Raw genomic sequence first — 18225 nt, forward strand, 5'->3', positions numbered from 1 at the left:
TCGTGGCGCGCAGCCACTGCTCGGCACGCGCTGCCGCGCCGGTCGGGACCACGACGCGCCACCCCGGGGGGCGGGTGCGGCGTTGCCGCCGGCGTCGGGCCTCGACGAGCGCGAGTGCCCCGGCGCCGCCGAGCAGGCCGAGACCCAGCGTCGCCGAGGGACCGCCACGATCGGCGAGCAGCCCCCTGGGACCGCGCCTCGGAGGAAGAGCTGGCGACGGGACCCTCCCCCGGAGCCACCACCGGAGCCGGGCGCGCCCGGTCGCGGGCGGGGTCCGCAGACGTGTCAGCGGCGACGACCGGGGCCGGCGCAGGGGCCGCTCCCTGGTGGTCGGGCAGGACCACGGGGCCGGTGCCGATCCCGGAGACCTCGTGGTCGATGTCGCTGACGACGGCCCCGTCGGTCGCGGGCGCCTCGGGGGTCGCGGTGGCCTGGGCGGCAACCGGCACCATGACCCGCCACCCGGGGTGGATGTCGTCGGCAGAGGTGAGGACTCCCCCGTCCGGCTGGACGAGGTCGGCCGACGCCCGGACGAGCTCGGGGTACCGATCGCCGTCGCCGAGCTCGCGTTCGGCGATGTCCCACAGGGTGTCGCCGCTCTGCACGGTGACGACACGCCCTTCGCCACCGGCCACGACGACGTCTGACGCGCCGTCAGGCGTCATCGCCGCGGTCGCAGCATCGTGCGCGGCGTGCGTGACGGTGGTGACCGCAGCCGATGTGCTCGCGGGCGAGCTGGTCGGGGCAGCCGTCGCGGCGCTGGCTGGCGTCGCGGTGGCCGTGCCGAGGGCGACCATGGCGAGGACCGCCCCGGTCATCGCCGCCGCTCGGCCCTGCTGCCAGGACAGGCCCGGCAGCCGCGGTGCGGGGACGCCGCGGATCGCCGCGGGGATCTCGACGACGAAGGAGAGGGTGAGGCTCGCCCACACGAGCCAGCCGACGACGGTGATGATGCCGATGAGCAGGGTGCCGTCGTCCGGGCGGGTCAGCGCGTCGATGACCTCCTGGATCTGCGGGACCTCCGAAGGGAGCGGGTTGCCGCCGAGGACGACCAGCGCCACCGGCAGCCCGACGACGATGAGGACGATCCCGAGCAGCGAGAGCAGACCTCGCGCCAGGACTGACGCCCGGCTCCGCTGCGCCGCGCGGGTCACGGCGCGCCCCCGGGCCCAGCGCGCTCGAGGTCGACCTCGACCGTCGAGGTCAGCGTGTCGGGCTGGAGCACGGGCATGATCTTCGGCGACCACGGCTGCGAGGTCGTCACCGTCACCGTCGTGCCGTCGACCGACACGGTGCCGTCCATCCCCGTGGCGTCGAGGTACTCACGGGCTGCGCCGGCGGCCCGCGAGGGGTCGATCTGCGCGGCCCGACCCGAGATGGCGTCCGAGGTGATCTCCTGGGCCGCGGCCCGGCCGGCCTCGTTGGCCACCATCGTCACCCGGCGGGCCTCGTTCGCCTTGTCCGCGGAGTCGTAGACGACTCCGCCGGCCACCATGAGGGCACCGCCGATGACGACGGTCCACACGGCGACGTAGCCGCTCTCGTCCGCGAGGCGTCCGTGGTCGGTCATGGTCATCACCTGCCTCGGTAGCGGTCGATGGGGCTGACGGCCTCGGCGGTGAAGGTGCGGTCCCGGGTCGGGACGAGCGCCGCGAGGTCGGAGAGAGGCACCCGGCAGGACACCTCGGCGACGACGCGGCTCGAGGTGCCCACCGGTGCCGAGAAGCCACTGGTGTCGACGCGGACGACGACGTCCTCGCAGGTCAGTCCCCGCTGGTCGAGGTAGTCGCGGGCCGCGGCCTCCCCGGCAGCCCGGGCCGAGCCGCCGTCGCGCTCGATCGAGGCGGCTCGCGCAGCGCTGAAGGCCGCCCCGTCGACGTGCGAGGTGGCAGCTGCCGTCCGCCCGAAGATCCCCACGAGCACGAGCATGCCGACGAGCACCGGGGCGCAGATGGCCATCTCGAGGCTGATGCTGCCGTCGTCGGAGCGCCTCATGGCTGCGTCACCCTCTCCTCGGGCGCGTTGACCACCGATCGGACCTCCGGCATCGGGACCAGCGGCACGATGGAGGGCGCCGGCGCGATGACCGTGGCGGTGACGGTCCCTCCGGCCCGGCCGACATCGACGGTCGCGTCGTCCAGGGCCGTCACCTGGGACAGGTAGCTGCGTCCGGCTTCCTCACCATCTGCGTCGGTGGCTCCCTGCAGGCGGGCCGACTCCACCGAGATCTGCGCAGCATTGGTCGCGGTGGTGTTGGCCATGAAGTAGCACGCGGCCTGGACGATGACCATCGTCGCGAAGATGACGATGGGCGCGAGGACGGCACCTTCGAGCGTGGCCACACCGCTGTCGTCCCGCAGGCGGGCCGACAGCGATGTGGTCAGGCGACGAAGGGAGCGCACGTCGTCAGTGGGTCAGGGCTTGGGGATCTGGTCGGCCCAGTCCTCGAGGTTGCCGGTGATGACGGCGGCGACCGTCACGACGACGGCGAGGACGAGGGCGCCGAGGACGACGTACTCGAGGGTGGTCAGGCCGGCCTCGCGGTCCTGACCGCGCTGCTCGGCGAGCTGGTCGAGACGGCGGACGGGGGCCATGCACAGCATGGCGACGACGACGAAGAAGCGGATCATGGTCTCTCTCCTGGTGGGTGGTGACGGACGGTCAGCCCGGACTGAGCTGCATGGCGGCGGGGACGAGCATGGCGATGAGGAAGAGGACGGCCAGCGCGGCGAGCGGGATGCCCATCGAGCTCGTGGCGGCGTTGGCTGCGGTCTGCTCGCGGGTGAGGAGCCGGTCGCGCATCGAGGCGGCTCGGGCGAGCAGGTTGTCGCTGACGCTCGCGCCCGAGTCGTTGGCCAGTCGGATGATGTCGGCGACCTCCTTCAGCTCCGGGACGCGGGTACGGCCCGCGAGCCGCTCGAGGGCGTCCCACGAGGTCTCTCCGGACCAGCGGGCCAGACGCAGCTCCTCGCGGATGCGCAGGAACATCCACGAGTCCGACTTGTGCGCCGCGGAGTCGAGCGAGGCGACGAGCCCGAGTCCGGCGCGACGAGCGATGGCGACGAGCCGCAGGTACGAGACGGCGGCGTAGGCGAAGTCCTCACGACTCACCTTGGCCTTGTCGCGCACGGCGAGGTCGGGGACGAACCAGGCGAAGGCGCCGAAGGCGAGCCCGATGCCGAAGGGGAGCAGGAAGCCGATGCCGAGGAGCATCGGGACGAAGGTGCAGGCGAGCAGTGCCCCGCCTGCGGCGATGACCTTCTTGCCGTAGTGCTCCTCGACGGGGATCTGGAGCAGCTCGAGGTCCTCGAGCGGCGCCTGGAGGAAGCCGTGCCGGTCGGCGCGTCGCCGTGCCCAGGCCCCGATCCGCTCGGTGCGGGTCCGGTCGGCGGGGTCGTGGTCGACGGGCCGTCGGGTGAGCAGCGTCTCCGGGCGCATCCGGGTGACGGCGGCCTCGAGGTCGGGGCTCGAGGGTCGCAGCCCGGCGATGACGAGGGTGATGCCGATGCCGGCGACGGCGGCCAACGCCATGGCGAGGACGAGCGGGCTCATGAGGCCGACTCCGTCGTCCGGGCCGGTCGCACGAGGAAGCGCGCGAGGGGCTTGACCGTGGCCACCCGCTTGAGCCAGTAGAGCGCGCCGAGGAAGAGGAGCGACAGGACGAGCAGGCTCGCCTGCCCGTTGGTCGACCGGTACTGGGCACCCACGGGGGTGACGAAGACGAAGAGGGCGAGCACCCCGACGACGATGATCGTGATGAGGCGCGCCTGGGTGCGCGCGCCGGCCCGCGAGGCCTCGATGTCACGGCGGGCACGCACCTCCTCGGACACGTCGGCCGCGATGCCGGCGAGTGCCTCGCGCAGACCGGCACCCTCGTGCTGGGTCGCTTGGATGAGGGCGGTCGCCACGAAGTCACCGACCTGGTTGTCGACGTCGTCGGCGAAGGCGTACAGGGCGTCGGTGAGGGGGCGACGCGCGTGGATCCGGCTGATGAGCATGTCGATCTGGGGGCGGATCTCGTCGGGGCACGACGCGCGGGTCGCGATGATCGCGCCACTGATGCCCTGACCGGCACCGATGACGCTCGAGAGCGAGCGCACCCACTCCTCGATGGCCTCGAGCTGCTCGGGCGTCGTCCCCCGGTCGACCCGCATGAGCCAGGGCATCGCCACGGCGAAGATCGGGACGAGCACGAGGGCGATGACCCACCCGAAGAGGGCCAGGACGAGCCCGATGAGCAGCCCGATGAGGAAGTTGCGCCGGTCGACGGGGCTGAAGGAGGAGCTCTGCGCCCGCCGACGCCGCGGCCGGGAGGCCGCCGCAGGCGGTCGGGTCAGGCCGGCGACCACGAGGGTCAGGCCCAGGGCCAGACCCACGGCAGCCATGATCGCGAGGCCGGTCATCACGAACCCCGGTGACGGACGAGCAGGTCGGGCGGGGCGCCCAGGTCCGCGGCGGAGGGGTCGAGCCACCCCGCGTCGAAGCCGTGCCGCTCGATGTCGCTGATCCAGGCCGGGAGCTGGCCGGTCGGGCAGGCGCGGCCGTACTCGTCCGGGGCGTAGATGCGGGTGTGGGCCACGTGGGTGTCCCGGGAGACCTCGAGCGAGACGACCTCGTCGACGTGCCGCCACTTGCGGCCGCCCTCGAGGTGCGACTCGTCGACGAGCCCGACGTGGACGACGAGGTCGACGTTCTGCGCGACGAGTCGGTAGCCGAAGGAGGTGTCGACATTGCCGCGGGCGCGGGTGATGAGGGTGACCAGACGCTCGATGGTGTCGAGCGCGGAGTGGGCGTGCACGGTCGAGACGGAGCCTCGGCCACCCTGCATGGCCTCCATCATCGCCATGACCTCTTCGCCGACGACCTCGCCGACGACGATCCGCTTGACGTTCTTCTGCAGGCTGAGCTCGATGAGGCGGGTCAGCGTCACCTCGCCGACGGGGCGTCCGTCGACACCGACCTCGCCGCCACCCTGGGCCTCTGCGGCCCAGACGCGGTGGTGGCGCTCCGGCAGACGGTGCATGAGCAGCTCGTACTGCGCCTCGATCGTCGCGAGACGCTCCTGCGGGTCGAGCTCGTTGAGCAGTGCCCGCACGAGCGTGGTCTTGCCGGCACCGGCGTCGCCGGAGACGATGACGTTCTTGCCCGCGCGGATCGCCGCGGACAGGAATGCCTGGAGCGAGTCGTCGATCGCCCCGAGCTGCTTCATCTCGCCGAGGTCGGTGTCGATGTAGGGGTGCTTGCGGATGGTGATCGAGGGCCGGTGGGACAGCCAGGCCTCGGCGGCCATGCGCGAGCCGTCGGGCAGGGCCAGACGCAACCACGGCCGCACCATGGAGAACTGCTGCTCCCCCGTCGCCGACGTGCGCGCGAGGTGCTGGATCTCGGTGATGAGGTCGGCATCGCTGTCGGCGACCGGGGGGCCGACCTCGAGCGAGCCGTCGCTGAACTCGAGGGTGACACCGTCGTGCCCCTCGATCTCGATGTTTTCGATGCCCGGCAGGTCGAGGAGCGGCTGGAGCCGGCCCGCGCCGAACATCGAGTCGAGGACGGCCGCCCGCAGGGCGTTCTTCATGTCGAGCGGCGGGACCCCCTCGCCACGAGCGATGCGGTCCTGCGACCAGTCCTCGATCGCCTGCTGGGTGAGCCGGTCGACCGTCGTCCGGTGGCGGGCCTCGTCGAGCACGGTGTCCGCCGACACGAGCGTCAGGGCGGCGCTCACCTGGCTGCGCAGGTGCTGCACGGCATCCCAGTCGACGGCCTTGAGCCGCTCGAGGGCGTCGCGGATCTGGTGCTGTCGGTCATCGACCGGCTGGGCCGCGGCGCGGGCGACCGACCTCGGCGCGGTCGACTCGGGAGCCTCGATGACGGGCGTGCGCGGCACCGTGACCGCACTCGGGGCGCCGTGGGCGGGCGGGGGCGGCGGGCTCTGTGCCGGCGCGAAGGGGGGCGGATCCTGCGAGCGCACGGGCACCCGGAGCAGACCCGCGCTCGGCGAAGATCGGCAGGTCGGTCGGCTGGGTGGGCTCAGGGCCCTGCGCCGGGCTCATGCGCCGACCCCGTCCACGCGGAGCATGTCGGTGGCCGCGCGCGCGTGGTCGTCGACGGCCGAGATCAGGCGGCGCACGCTCAGCGGGTAGCGCGCCCGCTTGCCCCAGGTGCGCGATCCGGCAGCCTTCGCGTCGCGGACGACCCCGGGCAGCACGGCGACGCCGTCGGTGACCCCGCTGATCTCGCGCGGCCCGTAGGGGCGGTGCGAGGCCCCCTTCTCGTCGCCGACGACGGGGACGACCGCCAGCCGGGAGCGCGCGCCGATCTGGTCAAGTTCGTCGGCCACGGCGGGCAGGCCGACGGCCAGGGTGTTGAGGGCCGAGAGGGTGCTGTCGGTGAAGACGAGCACGCTGTCGGCGTGCGCCCACAGCTGGACGGCCGCGCCCGCGGCACCGAGCCGGCCGAGGTCGACGAGGACGTCGACGCCCCCGTCACGACTGATGGCCGCCAGGGCCTCCCCGAGGGGACCGAAGACGGTGAGGAGCGAGCGCATCTGGGCCGCCGTGCCGACGGTCGGCAGCAGCCAGGCCTGGCGGGCCCGGCGCGGGAGCGGGATCGCCAGCTCCCAGATCCGCTCGACGTACTCGTTGGCCGGGTGGGCAGCCAGGTCGAGGACGGAGCGGTTGTGCGGGTGGGTGCCGCTCCAGCCGATGCACAGCATCGGCGAGCCGCCCGCGGGGTCGAGCTCGACGAGCAGGGTGGGACGGGTCGTGACCTGGGCCCAGGTCAGGGCGGTCGACGTCACGCCCGGCGAGCCGCTGAGGGAGGTGAGCACGTGCAGCGCCACGGATCAGCCGTCCTGCCCGCTACCGCCGGGTGCGACGTTGACGATGCTGATCCGACCGGTACCGGAGGCCGCCGCGGCGGAGGGAGCGTCGGTCGAGGCGATGGAGACGTCGACGGTCATCACGCCCTTGTCGTCGACCTCACCGATGGCCAGGACGACGCCGTCGAAGGCCGTCCCCGGCTCGAGTCCCTCGATGGTCTGCCCGCCACCGGTGACGATGACCCGCACGACGTCACCGCGCTGCAGACCGCTCGCGGGGTACTGACCACTCACGACCGAGATCGGGACGATGACGTCGCCCGCACGAGGGGTGATCCGCTGGGCGAAGTCGTCGTGGGTCACGAGGCTGCCGGCAGCCATCGGCTGCACGGCGCGCTTGCCGACGAGCGAGTTGAGATCACGTGCCCGCACCGTGTTGACCTCGTCACCGCCCCGCAGCTGGGTCGTCCCGAGGTCCGAGGCCTCCACCCGGTCGCCCGCGCGGATGTCCTGCTTGACGACGACGACCTGTCGAGCCTCCCCCGCCCGGTTGACCGCCCAGACGGCGAGCAGGGCACAGACCACGGCCAGCGCCACACCGAGCAGGACCAGGCGCAGGTCGCGCCTCGGTCGGACCGCAGCGACCTCGTCCTGCGGGGGCCCGGACGGCCCGGTCGGAGGGGGAGGCGGCAGCTCGGTGCCGGGTCCTGCGGTCATCGAAGTGGCTTCCCCTGAGTCAGTCGGTCAACGCGCTGACGGTAACCAAGGATGGCGTCGAAAGCGAGTTGGACGGACGGTGTCGACGTGCGGACCTTCCGCAGATGTGATGAAGTGGGGAATGCTGGCCTGTGCCGGAGCCCCCACGCCAACCTTCCGGGAGATCTCAACGTGCGCCCCCTTCGCACCCTCGCCACGACGGCCCTCGCCGCGACGCTCGTCGCCGGGCTGAGCGCCTGCGGTGACGACGAGCCGACGGAAGCCTCCTCCAGGGACCTCCCGTCCACGTCCGCCGGCAACGACGACCAGGCCGCCGTCGAGGGCGTCTTCGACACCTACTGGCAGGCCCTGCAGGCGCAGAACCCGTCGACCAAGCCCAGCGCGGAGCTCAAGGCCGTCATGACCGCCGACAGCTATGCGGACAGCGCCGACTTCGCCGCGAGCTTCCCGGCCGTCACGGTCGAGGGCAAGGACGAGCTCACCGCGAGCCGGGCCGAGGTCACCTCCAACACCACGGCGACCGTCGAGTACTGCTACGAGGTCCACCAGCAGTACCTCACCAAGAAGAAGCTCACCCGGGGCGACCAGACCGCCGAGGCGGGCACTGACATCCGCTCGGACCACAACGGCCGCCCGATCAAGGACGGCACCGAGATGGTCAACCTCGTCAGCCTGACCCGCAGCGACCCCACGGCCGAGTGGAAGGTCGACACCAACCAAGTCGGTTACAGGAGGTCCTGCGACCTCCAAAGGGAATGATCATGACCATGACGAGGATCGCCACCGGCGCCGCCAGCGCGGCGCTGCTCCTCATGACCTTCGTGGCTCCGGCCAACGCCGAGGGCAACGGCGGCGGCAACGGCTGCAACGACAACGGTCAGTGCAGCGCGTGGGCGCAGACCGAGACCCAGGAGCGCGAGGAGGTCGACCGCGCCGAGCAGGCGGAGCAGGCGGAGCAGGCGGAGCAGGCGGAGCAGGCGGAGCAGGCGGAGCAGGCCCAGCAGTCGGCCGCTTCTAACGGCGCCGTCGCCGGCGGCGGCGACTCCGACCCGGGCTACCGGCTGCCGAGCACCTGGGAGGAGTACAGCGCCGAGGAGGCGATGGCCGAGTGGCGTCGTCGCTCCCCCGAGAGCTTCGGCCCCACGGGGCTCTTCGGTGGCCTCGACGACGGCTCCGACCAGCCGACGGGCACCCCGCCGTGCGGTCTGCTCGTCGTGCCCTACACCTACACCCCGTGCGAGGGCGAGGAGGAGGCGACGGACGCTCCCGAGACACCCGCCGTGACGATCGGTCAGGTCATCTCCATGGCCATGGCCCGGCTCTCCCTCCCCGCACCCGACATGGGCTCGGCACCCTGCGCCGACGCCGGGTGCACCGGCACCGTCGGCGTGCCGGTGTGGTTCTGGCTCGAGGGCGACCAGTGGCGCACCCACAGCGCCACCGCGAGTGCAGGCGGGCTGACCGTCGGGATCCAGGCGAAGCCGTCGAAGGTCGTCTGGAAGCTCGGCGACGGCCAGTCGGTCACGTGCACCGGTGCCGGCACTCCTTACGACACGAGCAAGGGCTGGGCCAGCAGCCCCGACTGCGGCCTGCCGAAGGGCTACACCCGCCCCGGCAGCTACACCGCGACGGCGACGATCACCTACGCCGTGACCTTCACCGGGGACGCCTCCGGGTCGACCACGGTCACGCGCTCGTCGACGAGCAACGTGACGGTCGGCGAGTACCAGGCCGTCGGCAGCCGCCGCGGCTGACCTGACACCAGCGACGAGGCCCCGACCGGCAGCTGCCGGTCGGGGCCTTCCGCGTTCGTCACCCGTGGACGTGATCGCCGTCCCGGCGGTACACCACCGTGACCTCTTCCCGCACCTCGACGAACTCCTCGACGGGTATCACCGCCCAGCGTTCGAATCGGGGGTGCCCCGTGAACCCGAGGTCCTCAGCGGCTCGCGGGTCGTAGCTCTCGGGGCTGACCGCGAGGGTGTTGTCCTTGACCGGACCGAACTGGAGGCGTCGGGAAACGCAGCGTCATGACGCAGCGCCCCATCCGTCACAGGTCGGGCGCTCGATCGTCATCTCTCTGGACCGGCTCATCTCGGACTTGGCCTGCTCGATGCGCCAGCGGATGCCGGCCTCGATGAAGCCGTCGATGTCACCGTCGAAAACGGCGGACGGGTTGCCGGTCTCGTGCTCGGTGCGCAGGTCCTTGACCATCTGGTACGGGTTGAGCACGTAGGAGCGCATCTGGTCGCCCCAGCTGGCCTTGACGTCGCCGGCGAGCTCCTTGCGCTCGGCGGCCTCCTCGGCCTTCTTCTGCAGGAGCAGACGCGACTGCATGACGCGCAGCGCGGCGGCGCGGTTCTGGATCTGCGACTTCTCGTTCTGCATCGACACGACGATGCCCGTCGGGATGTGCGTCATGCGCACGGCGGAGTCGGTCGTGTTGACCGACTGGCCGCCGGGGCCCGACGAACGGAAGACGTCGATCTTCAGCTCGTTGTCCGGGATCTCGATGGAGTCGGTGCCCTCGATGAGCGGGATGACCTCGACCGCGGCGAAGGAGGTCTGGCGCCGGCCCTGGTTGTCGAAGGGGGAGATCCGCACCAGGCGGTGGGTCCCCCCTTCGACCGAGAGGTTGCCGTAGGCGTAGGGGACGTTGACCTCGAAGGTGGCCGACTTGAGGCCGGCCTCCTCGGCGTAGGAGGTGTCCATGACCTTGGTCGGGTAGCCGTGGCGCTCGGCCCAGCGCAGGTACATCCGCATGAGCATCTCGGCGAAGTCGGCGGCGTCGACGCCACCGGCCCCGGCGCGGATCGTCACGACGGCCTCGCGCTCGTCGTACTCCCCGGAGAGCAGCGTGCGGACCTCGAGCTGGCCGACGGCGGTCGTGATCTTGGCGAGCTCGCCCTCGGCCTCGGTGAGGGTCTCGGCGTCACCCTCCTCCTGGCCCAGCTCGACGAGGGCCTCGAGGTCGTCGATGCGAGCGTCCATGCTGTGGACCCGCTCGAGCTCGGCGTTGGCCCGCGAGAGGGCGGAGGTGACGCCCTGCGCCTTGTCCGGGTCGTCCCACAGGTCGGGAGCGGCTGCCTGCTGCTCGAGATCGGCGATCTGCGCCTCGAGTGCGGGCACGTCGGTCACCTCACGCACCGAGCCCATGGTCGTGCGCAGGTTCTTGATCTCGGTCTCGAAGTCGACAGCCACAGCAGATCACCTTACGGCAGGCGCCGACGCGTGATGCCACCCGCGCCCGCCGGTGGCGTCACAGGGGCTGGGCGCTCCTGCGCTCGTCGGGTGAGCTCGCGATGAACTGGTTGATCCATCGCGCGGCCGGGTCACGGTCGATCAGCAGGCTCTTGAAGAGCAGTGTGAAGGGGATGGCGAGCAGGGCGCCGAGGGCACCGAAGACGTAGGTCCAGAACATCAGCGACAGGAAGGCGGTCGTCGCGTTGATGCCCACGGCGTCCCCGGTGAACTTCGGCTGGAGAACGGTCTGGATGACGAAGTTGGCCACGCAGTAGATGACGATGACCCAGACCATCGTCGAGACGCCGCCGGAGAGCAGGGCGATGAAGGCCGGCGGGATGAGGCCGAGGACGAAGCCGATGTTGGGGATGTAGTTGGTGACGAAGGACAGCAGCCCGAAGGTCATCGCGAGCGGCACCCCGAGCCACATGAGGGCCGCGTAGTCGATGACGGCGACGATGACGCCGAAGACGGTCGAGACGATCCAGTACTTGCGCACCCGGTAGCCGAAGTCGACGAGGGCGTCGGCGACGTCGGGCTTGTGCTGGTGGATGGCCGTCAGGCGCCGGCCGAAGCCGCCGGCGTCCATGACGAGGAAGATCATCACGGTGAGCAGGAAGAGCATGGTCGTCGTCAGCCCGGTGACCGTGTTGGCCAGGGAGGTCGCCAGACCGGTGAGGTTGCGCAGGTCGAAGTCGGCGATGAAGTCGTTGATCTCCTCGGCCTCGACCCCCTTGGAGGTGAGGAAGTCCTGCCCGTCGGAGACGAGCCCGGTGAAGGTGCTCGTGTACTCCGGCTTGGCCAGCTCGCTGGCGAACTTGCTCGCGGCAATGCCGATGGACGCCCCGAGCGCGGCGAGGATCCCGTAGAGCATGACGATGAGCAGCAGCCCGGCGATGATCCCGCCGAGGAAGCGGCGCAGCCCCTTGTAGATCGGGTAGACCGCGATGATCAGCGTCGCCGCGAGGAAGGTCGGCGCGATGATGCCGGCGACCTGCTTGAGCCCGGCGATGGCGATGACGGCCGCGGCGAGCCCGAGCGGCAGGCAGGGTGGAGGGTCGGCGGCAGCGAGATGCGGGTGCGGATGCGCGTCTCGTCGTGCTCGTGCTCCCGGTCGGGGGTGCGCACCTCGGTGATCGGGACGGTCTCGGCATCGTCCTCGGCCTCGTCGGCGGTCAGCACCTCACCGCTGCTGCGGTGCACGACCTCCGGCACATCCTCGCCCTCGACCTCCGACGAGTCCGCCTGTCCAGCACCGCTCCCCGAGGAACCACCGGCCACCCGCGTCCGCAGCAGCCCACGAAGGGAGTGTCGCGCCGGGTCGTCGTCGGCGAGGTCGCGTCGCTCCGCGAGGAGTGCGCGCAGGCCACCACCCGCGGTCGTGTCCTGCGTCGGGCGGGCGTCACGCCCTTCGGCCTCGTCCACCCTGCTCCCCGACGGGCCAGCCTGCTCCTGCGCCACTGCGTGTCCCTCCTGCACGACTGTGCGGGGATCCCCGCGCCGTCATGGTGTCACCTCACCGGCCGGCGTGGGAGCCGGGTGGCCTCACCAGGTCTCAGCCGTCGAGCTCGACATAGGCCTCGTCGACGTCGCCGGTCTCGTGACCGGGCTGAAGGTTGTGCGTTGAAGCAGTAGTCCAGGAAGCTGGCAGGCCTGACTGAGCGCTGCCGGCAGGGCTACCGCTTCAACCCCCAACCACCCCCGCCCGCGCCCGGGACTCGACGGTGATCTTCACCGAGCCGCCGAGCTCCTCGAGCAGCCCGCCGATGAGCGGTAGGTCCGCCTGTCCTTCCAGCCGCACGACGGCCGTGCGCCCGTCCGGGCTGCCGGTGCCGGAGGCGACCGACCAGCTCTCGATGCCGTGCGGCCGAGGGCGTTGGTCGAGGTGGTCCTGCGCGCTCCTGCGGACGATCTCGTCGTCGAGCGGCAGGTCGGTGGTGATCCCGTCGTCGTAGATCCGCTCGGCCCCGTCGTCGGTCGCCCCCAGTGCGGCGGAGTCGGCTGCGTCGAGCAGCCGCATCCGCGAGATCTGCACCGACGTCACCGCGAGCCCGCCGATGATCAGCGTCATCGCGATGACGGTCAGCCCGAGGACGAGGATGCTCAGCTGGCCGCTGTCGTCGCGGCAGCGGCCCCGCAGGACCTGACGAAGGGAGCTCATCGCACCTCGTAGGTCGGCACGGGCGCGACCTGCGTCGCGGAGACGGGGATCTGCAGCGGCACGACGTCGCCGACGACGGCGGGGACGAGCGGCAGGGGGACGCTCACCGACGCGCGGGTCGTGATGGTCGCGCCCGGGGTCAGGCAGGGCGACCCGCTGCACTCGACGGTGAGGTCGCCCGATCCCGGGAAGCCCTGGTCCTCGAAGGCGATGTCGGCTGCCGCCCGCGAGCGCGACTGCGCAGCGGCGTCGTCGGTCGCGGTGACGAAGGTGCGCGCGGACTCGCGGGCCGCCTGGGTGACGGCGTAGGAGCCAGCCTGGAGGCGGGCGAGACACAGCACGAGGTACATGAGGGGCACGAGGAGCAGGATCGCCAGCCAGACGAACTCGATGACGGCAGTCCCCGACTCGTCGGCCAGCCGGTCGCGCAGGGCCGGGCGGGTCACTGGGTCTCGAGGAAGGCTCGACCGGTGACGTCGAGACCCTCCCCCGGGCCGAGGGGGCCGACGACGGGCACCGGGGCGACGACATCGACGACGACGACCTCCACCCCGTCACTCGTCATGTCGACCCGGGCGGTGACCCCGCGGGCATAGCGCTCGGACAGCGCACTGCCGATGAGGTCGCGGGCACGGGCGGCGCCCTGCTCGGGTGAGGACCCCTCCCGGGCTCCGTAGCGAGCACCCTCGGCGGCGCACGAGACGAGGGTGTTGCGCACGTGGAGCGCCAGGCCGAGCTGGAAGACGGCGAGGAAGACGAAGAGCAGGAGCACCGAGGTCAGGGTGAAGTCGACGACCGCCGAACCGCGGTCGTCGCCCAGACGCTCGGTGACGCTCACTCGTGGACCTGGTCGGGGCCGGTGACCCCGTTGAGCGCATTTTCGAACATGGTCTTCAGCTGGTCCCCGGCGATGGCCCAGATGCCGGTGACGAGGGCGGCGGTCATCAGGGTGATGAGCACCCAGCCGGGCACGTCACCGGTCTCGTCGTCGAGCCGGGCCGCTGCGCGGCGCAGCCCCTGGTGGAGCCGGACGTGGGCCTTGATAAGTGGGTCGCTCATGAGTGGATCTCCTTGGTGGCGTGGTGCGGTCTGGTCACATCTGGAACTGGAAGAAGCCGAGGCCGGGGAACATCGCGAAGAGGATCGTCACCGGGAGGACACCGAAGACCACCGGGACCATCATGGCGATCTCCTTCTTGCCGCCGGCCTCCATGATCTGGCGGCGCCCCTCCTCGCGGACGTCCTGTGCCTGTGCGCGCAGGACCTCGGCCAGCGGGGTCCCGCGCTCGACGGCGACGACGATCCCGTCGACGAAGCGCGCGAGCGAGGTCAGGCCGGTGCGGTCGGCCAGGCCCTGGAGCGCCACAGGCAGGCTGGCGCCCGCGCGGGCGTCGGCGAGACAGCGACCGAGCTCGTCGGAGAGCTCGCCGTCGGACAGCCGGACCACGCGCTCGAGGGCTCCGGCTGCCCCTTCACCGGCGCCCACCGCGAGCGCGAGCAGCTCGGCGACCGTGGGGAACTCGGCGAGCATCCGGGCCTCGCGCCGGTCGGCCTCTCGGCTGAGGAGTGTGTCGCGCACGACGACGCCGATGCCGAAGCCCAGGACGACGAGGGCGACGAGGAAGAGCGGTGACCGGCCCTGGCCGGTGACGAAGGCGGTGCCGAGGACGGCGCCGAGGGCGGCCCCGCCGAACCCGTGGACGACCTGCTCGGCGCGGAAGCGGTCCGTGTCCGGTGCCCGCCCGGCTCGGAGCAGTCGGCGACGCACCGAGCTCGTCCCGCCGAGCACGGACTCGACCCGCTGGGCCAGGTCCGTGACGAGGGGGCGCAGGACGGTCGGGATGACGGCGAGCAGCGACACCTCGTCGGTCTCGAGGAGCCGGGAGGGTTTCGGGGTGTCGCGCAGGTAGGGAGCGAGCCGGTCGTCGAGGGTCGCCCGACGGTGGCGCGGCAGGCCCTGGTGCACGAGGGCAAGGCCGAGGGCCAGCAGCAGACCGAGGACGGCACCGCTGCGCGCCAGCCCGATGTCGTGGAGGAGGTCGGTCATCGCAGCACCCGCTCCTCCTCGGGCAGGCGCCCGATGCGCACCATGACCCGGTAGGCGATGACGGTCGCGGCGGCCCCGACGGCGAGGACGAGCACCCCCGTCGTCGTGTTGTAGGCCTGCACGGACTCGGGCCGAGTCGACAGCAGGGCGAGGACGATCCACGGTGCGGCCACGGCCAGTCGCGCGGCGTTGACGGTCCACGACTGGCGGGTCTCGAGCTCGCTGCGGGTGCGCGCGTCCTCTCGCAGGAAGGTCGACAGCGTGCGCAGCAGCGAGCCGAGGTCGGAGCCGCCGACCTCCCGTGCGATCCGCAGCGACTCGACGAGCCGGTCGCCGACGGGGTCGGCCAGCCGCTCCTTGAGCCGGTCCAAGCAGTCGTTGAAGCGACCCGTCGTGCGGTAGTCGCTGGCGAACTCGGCGAAGGGAGGCCGCAGCTCCTCCGGGCCGCGCACCGACAGCTGAGCGAGCGCCTCGGGCAGCGCGAGGCCGGCACGGACGGCGGAGGTCACGTTGTCGACCGCATCGGGCCACAGGTCCCTCAGGTGGGCCCTGCGGGCGCGGGCGCGCATCCGCACGACGGCCAGCGGGACCCACCCGGCCATCACCGCGAAGCACAGCGCGATCGCCGGCACCGCGGTGAGCGCCGTGATCGTCACGAGGGTGAGCACGAAGGCCACGCCGCACGCACCGAGGAGCCCTCCGGGACCGATCCCCCGGTACCCGGCCTGCGCCAGGTCGTCGCGCAGGCGGCGCACGAGCCGGGACTCGCGGCGGGGGGGACCTCCCTTCGCCCTCGTCCGGCCACATCGACCACCAGACGAGGAAGAGTCCGGTGCCCAGGAGCGCACCCACGAGCACGCCGGTCACGGTCGGGCTCCGAGCAGCGCCGCCACGTCGTAGCCGGCGCGGGCGAAGCGGTCACGGTGGGGCGGGTAGCCGTCAGCCCGGACGAGCCGCCCGTCACGGGTGGTGAAGATGTCGCTCGTCTCGACGACGTCGTTCTCGATCCGCCCCGGCAGCGCGACGATCTCGCGCACGCGGCGCACCCCGTCGGACTCGAGGGCGGCGTGGACGACGAGGTCGATCGACCCGGCGACGGTGGGGACGACGAAGCGCGACCCGACGTTTTCACCGGCGAGGAGGGGCAGCGTGCACATCTTCGTCACGGCCTCGCGGGCCGAGTTGGCGTGGATCGTGCACATGCCCGGCAGACCGGAGTTGAGCGCGATGAGCAGGTCGAGGCTCTCGGCCTGGCGGACCTCGCCGACGATGATCCGCGACGGCCGCATCCGCAGGGCCTCCTTGACCAGACGCCGCAGCGGCACCTCGCCCAGGCCCTCGAGGTTGGACTGGCGGCACTGCATCGACACGACGTCGCGCATGGGGATCTTCAGGGTGATTCCCACCAACCTTGACATGTCCGAGGGGTGCGAGATGATCGAACACATGTACGAACGAGTGGCGGGGGTGTACGTCCGCATCTCCAGCGACCCGACTGGACAGAGACTCGGCGTCACCCGACAGCGCGACGCATGCACCCAGCGCGCCGCCCAGCACGGCTGGCGCGTCCACCGCGTCTACGAGGACAACGACGTCTCCGCCTACAGCGGCAAGCCCCGCCCCCAGTACGAGCAGATGCTCACCGACCTCGAGCACGGGATCATCGACGCCGTCGTCGTCTGGGACCTCGACCGCCTCACCCGCCGCCCCATCGAGATCGAGCACTTCATCGACCTCGCCGACCGCAAGTCCATCGCGCTCGCCTCGGTCGGTGGCGACGTCGACCTCGCAACGGACAACGGCAGGATGTTCGCGCGCATCAAGGGTGCCGTGGCCCGGGCCGAGGTCGAACGAAAGAGCGCCCGCCAGCGAGCCGCGAACGAGCAGCGCCGCGCCGCCGGCATCCAGCACGTCGGCCGCAGGGCCTTCGGCTACACCAGCGACGGCACAGCGATCATCGAGGACGAGGCCGCGTGGATCCGCAAGGGTGTCGCCGCGCTCCTCGCCGGGCACACCGTCGGCGCGTTCGTGCGCGACCTCAACGCAGCCGGAGTCACCACCACGGCCGGCAACGCATGGAAGCCCACCGAGGCGCGCCGCATGCTCTCCTCGCCCCGCTACGCCGCGCTCCTGGTCCACGACGGCACCGTCATCGGTGACGGGGCATGGCCGGCGATCATCACCGTCGACGACCACCGCGCCGTCGTCGCGGCCTTGGCCGACCCCGCCCGGCACGGCGCCCGCCCGAAGGAGACGTCAGCGCTCCTCGTCGGCGTCGCCACGTGCGGCCTGTGCGCCGACCCGACGCGCGTCTACTCGACCCGCTCGAAGGGCCGGGCGCGCTACTACTACTGCTCCACGAAGCGGCACCTGTCCCGGGCCGCGGACCCCATCGAGGAGTACGTCAGCGACGCGCTGCTCGAGCGCCTCTCCCGCGCGCCGGTCGAGGATCTGCTCGACCCTGCCGACCCGGCGCTCGTCGCGTCCCTGCGAGCCGACGAGACCACGATCCGCGCTCGCCTGGACGGCATCGCCGACGCCTACGCCGCCGGCGACGTCGACGAACTGCAGCTGCGCCGCGTCTCCACGCGCCTGCGCGGCGACCTCGAGCAGGTCACCGCCGAGCTCACCAGCCTCTCGCGGCGCCCGGCGGTCGCAGCCCTCCTCGAGCACGACGACCTCGAGACTGGGTGGCGGGAGACCCCCGTCGACGGCCAGCGCGCGATCCTCGCGTCCCTGGCGACAGTGCGCCTGCACTCCCCCGGCCGCGGCGCCCGCCGCCTCGACCCCGGCACCGTTCAGATCGACTGGGTCTGATGCCCCGGCTATCCACAGGCTCACCAAGTCCGTCGGTGGGGCGACCTATGATCGGCGACGTGCAGTCCGACCCACGCCTGACCGCCTCGTTCTGGCTCGACGAAAGCGGAGCGAAGGCCACCGCCGCCAAGTGCTACGTCGTCGCGGGCATCAAGACCCGACGGCCGGACGACGTCGAGCGGCGCATCCAGGTGGTCCGCGATCGACACGGCTACCAGGACGAGTTCAAGTTCGGCCGTCTCAGTTCGAAGACGCTCCCGATCTTCCGTGACCTCGTCGACGCACTCGAAGAGAGCGACGTGCGGATCGTCGGAACCGTCGTCGACTCGAACGCGAACCCCTTCCACGGCAATACGGTCTGGGACGCGTACTCCGAGCTCGTTGCGGTTGATGTTCCCGACGACCAGTTGCGTCACGACCTCG

At 71.7% G+C, this 18225-nt stretch carries 24 protein-coding genes and 1 pseudogene; 5 read left to right on the forward strand and 20 right to left on the reverse strand.

Annotated elements, in window-relative coordinates; genetic code table 11:
* The 10 genes from B277_RS16125 to B277_RS11585 all read right to left on the reverse strand — a co-directional run.
* Positions 1-1154 (reverse strand): LysM peptidoglycan-binding domain-containing protein (locus tag B277_RS16125; protein WP_007928435.1); only part of this gene is annotated, 1154 nt, incomplete at its 3' end.
* Complete coding sequence (locus B277_RS17570) at positions 1151-1570, reverse strand: hypothetical protein (protein ID WP_128276772.1); 420 nt, start codon at positions 1568-1570, stop codon at positions 1151-1153. The genes B277_RS17570 and B277_RS16125, both read right to left, overlap by 4 nt.
* 5 nt (positions 1571-1575) lie before the next feature.
* A complete protein-coding gene (locus B277_RS11550) occupies positions 1576-1995 on the reverse strand; it encodes a TadE/TadG family type IV pilus assembly protein (protein ID WP_007928437.1) in 420 nt (139 codons plus the stop codon).
* Positions 1992-2402, reverse strand: coding sequence for a TadE/TadG family type IV pilus assembly protein (locus B277_RS11555; protein ID WP_083853760.1), 411 nt, complete (start codon positions 2400-2402; stop codon positions 1992-1994). Before B277_RS11555 ends, B277_RS11550 begins: the two co-directional genes overlap by 4 nt.
* Positions 2403-2414: 12 nt before the next feature.
* Positions 2415-2630 (reverse strand): hypothetical protein, encoded by a 216-nt coding sequence (locus B277_RS11560; RefSeq protein ID WP_007928439.1) that lies wholly within the window; start codon positions 2628-2630, stop codon positions 2415-2417.
* 31 nt (positions 2631-2661) lie between these two features.
* Entirely contained in the window at positions 2662-3552 is an 891-nt protein-coding gene (locus B277_RS11565; protein ID WP_007928440.1) for a type II secretion system F family protein, read from the reverse strand.
* Positions 3549-4403: a type II secretion system F family protein gene (locus tag B277_RS11570; protein ID WP_007928441.1), complete on the reverse strand. Its 855-nt coding sequence runs from the start codon at positions 4401-4403 to the stop codon at positions 3549-3551. Before B277_RS11570 ends, B277_RS11565 begins: the two co-directional genes overlap by 4 nt.
* Entirely contained in the window at positions 4403-5884 is a 1482-nt protein-coding gene (locus tag B277_RS11575) for an ATPase, T2SS/T4P/T4SS family (RefSeq protein ID WP_007928442.1), read from the reverse strand. The genes B277_RS11570 and B277_RS11575 overlap by 1 nt, the downstream gene beginning before the upstream one ends.
* A gap of 162 nt (positions 5885-6046) precedes the next feature.
* Positions 6047-6838: a hypothetical protein gene (locus B277_RS11580; RefSeq protein WP_007928443.1), complete on the reverse strand. Its 792-nt coding sequence runs from the start codon at positions 6836-6838 to the stop codon at positions 6047-6049.
* A 3-nt stretch (positions 6839-6841) separates the two neighbouring features.
* Positions 6842-7534 (reverse strand): SAF domain-containing protein, encoded by a 693-nt coding sequence (locus B277_RS11585; protein WP_007928444.1) that lies wholly within the window; start codon positions 7532-7534, stop codon positions 6842-6844.
* Between the two features lie 171 nt (positions 7535-7705).
* On the opposite strand from B277_RS11585, the gene B277_RS11590 reads away from it, so the two are divergent.
* The 3 genes from B277_RS11590 (at position 7706) to B277_RS17575 (ending at position 9568) form a co-directional block, all read left to right on the forward strand.
* Positions 7706-8293 (forward strand): hypothetical protein, encoded by a 588-nt coding sequence (locus B277_RS11590; RefSeq protein ID WP_007928445.1) that lies wholly within the window; start codon positions 7706-7708, stop codon positions 8291-8293.
* Between the two features lie 8 nt (positions 8294-8301).
* Positions 8302-9288 (forward strand): hypothetical protein, encoded by a 987-nt coding sequence (locus tag B277_RS16130; RefSeq protein WP_156811784.1) that lies wholly within the window; start codon positions 8302-8304, stop codon positions 9286-9288.
* A 64-nt stretch (positions 9289-9352) separates the two neighbouring features.
* The gene (locus B277_RS17575; protein ID WP_128276774.1) at positions 9353-9568 is read left to right on the forward strand and encodes a hypothetical protein; all 216 of its coding nucleotides are present in this window, start codon (positions 9353-9355) and stop codon (positions 9566-9568) included.
* Here B277_RS17575 and prfB read toward each other — a convergent pair.
* The 10 genes and pseudogenes from prfB to B277_RS17580 form a co-directional block, all read right to left on the reverse strand.
* Positions 9563-10735: a peptide chain release factor 2 gene (gene prfB / locus B277_RS11600; RefSeq protein ID WP_007928447.1), complete on the reverse strand. Its 1173-nt coding sequence runs from the start codon at positions 10733-10735 to the stop codon at positions 9563-9565. The genes B277_RS17575 and prfB overlap by 6 nt on opposite strands.
* A 58-nt stretch (positions 10736-10793) precedes the next feature.
* Positions 10794-11822 carry an AI-2E family transporter gene (locus B277_RS11605; protein ID WP_040881410.1) on the reverse strand — a complete coding sequence of 343 codons (1029 nt, stop codon included), beginning with the start codon at positions 11820-11822 and terminating at the stop codon, positions 10794-10796.
* Positions 11729-12238, reverse strand: coding sequence for a hypothetical protein (locus B277_RS11610; RefSeq protein WP_156811785.1), 510 nt, complete (start codon positions 12236-12238; stop codon positions 11729-11731). Before B277_RS11610 ends, B277_RS11605 begins: the two co-directional genes overlap by 94 nt.
* A gap of 223 nt (positions 12239-12461) precedes the next feature.
* Positions 12462-12938, reverse strand: a complete 477-nt coding sequence (locus B277_RS11615) for a pilus assembly protein TadG-related protein (RefSeq protein ID WP_007928451.1) — start codon at positions 12936-12938, stop codon at positions 12462-12464.
* A complete protein-coding gene (locus B277_RS11620; protein ID WP_007928452.1) occupies positions 12935-13384 on the reverse strand; it encodes a TadE/TadG family type IV pilus assembly protein in 450 nt (149 codons plus the stop codon). The genes B277_RS11615 and B277_RS11620 overlap by 4 nt, the downstream gene beginning before the upstream one ends.
* Positions 13381-13776: a TadE/TadG family type IV pilus assembly protein gene (locus B277_RS11625; RefSeq protein ID WP_007928453.1), complete on the reverse strand. Its 396-nt coding sequence runs from the start codon at positions 13774-13776 to the stop codon at positions 13381-13383. The genes B277_RS11620 and B277_RS11625 overlap by 4 nt, the downstream gene beginning before the upstream one ends.
* Complete coding sequence (locus tag B277_RS11630) at positions 13773-13997, reverse strand: hypothetical protein (RefSeq protein ID WP_007928455.1); 225 nt, start codon at positions 13995-13997, stop codon at positions 13773-13775. Before B277_RS11630 ends, B277_RS11625 begins: the two co-directional genes overlap by 4 nt.
* A gap of 34 nt (positions 13998-14031) precedes the next feature.
* Complete coding sequence (locus B277_RS11635; RefSeq protein WP_007928457.1) at positions 14032-14985, reverse strand: type II secretion system F family protein; 954 nt, start codon at positions 14983-14985, stop codon at positions 14032-14034.
* Complete coding sequence (locus B277_RS11640; protein ID WP_007928458.1) at positions 14982-15740, reverse strand: type II secretion system F family protein; 759 nt, start codon at positions 15738-15740, stop codon at positions 14982-14984. Before B277_RS11640 ends, B277_RS11635 begins: the two co-directional genes overlap by 4 nt.
* 108 nt (positions 15741-15848) lie before the next feature.
* Positions 15849-16379 (reverse strand): annotated as a pseudogene (locus B277_RS17580) (ATPase, T2SS/T4P/T4SS family); the annotation flags it as partial.
* A gap of 52 nt (positions 16380-16431) precedes the next feature.
* Here B277_RS17580 and B277_RS11650 point away from each other — a divergent pair.
* Positions 16432-17802 carry a recombinase family protein gene (locus B277_RS11650; protein ID WP_169330615.1) on the forward strand — a complete coding sequence of 457 codons (1371 nt, stop codon included), beginning with the start codon at positions 16432-16434 and terminating at the stop codon, positions 17800-17802.
* A 59-nt stretch (positions 17803-17861) separates the two neighbouring features.
* Positions 17862-18225, forward strand: a 364-nt coding sequence (locus tag B277_RS11655) for a hypothetical protein (protein WP_169330616.1), incomplete at its 3' end; no start/stop codon positions are given.

The organism is Janibacter hoylei PVAS-1, from assembly GCF_000297495.1.
Lineage (GTDB): Bacteria > Actinomycetota > Actinomycetes > Actinomycetales > Dermatophilaceae > Janibacter > Janibacter hoylei.

Bases quoted from the DNA above. Each gene is read 5' to 3' on its own strand.
- B277_RS11615 (WP_007928451.1), bottom strand. From the start codon at position 12,938: ATGAGCTCCCTTCGTCAGGTCCTGCGGGGCCGCTGCCGCGACGACAGC.
- B277_RS11565 (WP_007928440.1), bottom strand. From the start codon at position 3,552: ATGAGCCCGCTCGTCCTCGCCATGGCGTTGGCCGCCGTCGCCGGCATC.
- B277_RS17570 (WP_128276772.1), bottom strand. From the start codon at position 1,570: ATGACCGACCACGGACGCCTCGCGGACGAGAGCGGCTACGTCGCCGTG.
- B277_RS11550 (WP_007928437.1), bottom strand. From the start codon at position 1,995: ATGAGGCGCTCCGACGACGGCAGCATCAGCCTCGAGATGGCCATCTGC.
- B277_RS11560 (WP_007928439.1), bottom strand. From the start codon at position 2,630: ATGATCCGCTTCTTCGTCGTCGTCGCCATGCTGTGCATGGCCCCCGTC.
- B277_RS11570 (WP_007928441.1), bottom strand. From the start codon at position 4,403: ATGACCGGCCTCGCGATCATGGCTGCCGTGGGTCTGGCCCTGGGCCTG.
- B277_RS11630 (WP_007928455.1), bottom strand. From the start codon at position 13,997: ATGAGCGACCCACTTATCAAGGCCCACGTCCGGCTCCACCAGGGGCTG.
- B277_RS11585 (WP_007928444.1), bottom strand. From the start codon at position 7,534: ATGACCGCAGGACCCGGCACCGAGCTGCCGCCTCCCCCTCCGACCGGG.
- B277_RS16130 (WP_156811784.1), top strand. From the start codon at position 8,302: ATGACGAGGATCGCCACCGGCGCCGCCAGCGCGGCGCTGCTCCTCATG.
- B277_RS11635 (WP_007928457.1), bottom strand. From the start codon at position 14,985: ATGACCGACCTCCTCCACGACATCGGGCTGGCGCGCAGCGGTGCCGTC.
- B277_RS11650 (WP_169330615.1), top strand. From the start codon at position 16,432: ATGTACGAACGAGTGGCGGGGGTGTACGTCCGCATCTCCAGCGACCCG.